This window comes from Cupriavidus sp. UYPR2.512 (genome assembly GCF_000379565.1).
Classification (GTDB): domain Bacteria; phylum Pseudomonadota; class Gammaproteobacteria; order Burkholderiales; family Burkholderiaceae; genus Cupriavidus.
Genome location: NZ_KB903123.1, coordinates 1 through 1190 on the forward strand (window position 1 = coordinate 1; position 1190 = coordinate 1190).

Below are 1190 nucleotides of genomic sequence, written 5' to 3' on the forward strand. Positions count from 1 at the left end.
AAGCAGGGCGGCGGCCCCTCGAACCTCGTCACCTGTCAAGCGTTCTCGGCGCCAATTGCGATTTTATTTGGCGGCTTATCTTGGGTGGATTGGGTCCGGATCTCCCTATTATCGCTGCCGTCGGATTTGATGTGCATCAATATTTCTCAATTCTGACTTGGAAAAGTCTAAGCTAATACATTGTAATGATGGAGGCCATACGGCATGTGGGTGATCACCCGTGCCGACGGGGCCTTTCAGGTTCATTTAATGCGGCAAATGCCTCGGTCTTGCCTTGCTGTGCGCTCATAAATATGAGATATAGCAATCATAATTCCCTCGATCCCTCACCGACACATGGACAACTCGGTTGGTAGGTCGAGCCAAGGAGAGATAAGATGACACAGTGGTCCCCCAATCAAATCGCAGGCATTGACGCCCTAGTTGGGCTAACCGGCCATGCCTGTGCCGGTTTCCAGAAACTGGTCGAATTGAACCTTAAAGCCATGCAATTTTCTCTTTCAGAAACACGTGGCACCCCGGAGAATCCCCCGTCAGGAGAGAATCCACAGGGATTTCAGTGGGAATCAATTCAACCCGCAGCAGATCGTGCATTGGCATATAATCGCCAAATACTTGAGCTACTGGCTGCTACGCGGAGAGAATTTGAAAAGGTCATGGAGGTTCAATACACGACTGGCAAGCAGGGATGGCAGGACTTCATGGAAATTGTTGTTGACAAGGCGGAAGCCGTTCAAGCAGCGCCATTGGCAGCTTGGCAGGACTCCGTCAACGCGACCACCACGTTCTATGAATCGGTACAAAGGACCGCAAAAGCAGGCGGTACAAATAGCTGAGAGAAGCCTTAATACGGATGCAGAAGTAGCGTCTCAAGGCGTACGACGACGTACCGCTGCTCCTTACCAGGCAGCGGAAAAGTAGGGGCTTTTGACACGCCTCGCCGTACCTTCGTGGTCCCTGATGAAAAATATCGGGCAGGTGTCGACCGCAGCGCCGTACAACCCGTGTCCATCCAAGCGGCTATACTATTTCCAAGGGATCGAAGGCATGAGGCGTCTGGGGTTGGTTGGGGCAGGGGACAGAGGCAAGCCGATGCGGCCTCATCGGCCTCGACGTGTTCCTCAGGCTTGCCACCGATCCGATCCTGGTCGGGGCGCACCATGCCGGCGCGCAACTTGTGGAGTATCTGG

The 1190-nt window shown here is 53.6% G+C and carries 1 protein-coding gene; it reads left to right on the forward strand.

Translation table 11 applies throughout. From position 1 onward, the window contains the following. The first annotated feature begins 377 nt into the window (after positions 1-377). Entirely contained in the window at positions 378-836 is a 459-nt protein-coding gene (gene phaP / locus A3A5_RS39230; protein ID WP_304412946.1) for a TIGR01841 family phasin, read from the forward strand. Positions 837-1190 lie beyond the last annotated feature (354 nt).

Bases quoted from the DNA above. Each gene is read 5' to 3' on its own strand.
- phaP (WP_304412946.1), top strand. From the start codon at position 378: ATGACACAGTGGTCCCCCAATCAAATCGCAGGCATTGACGCCCTAGTT.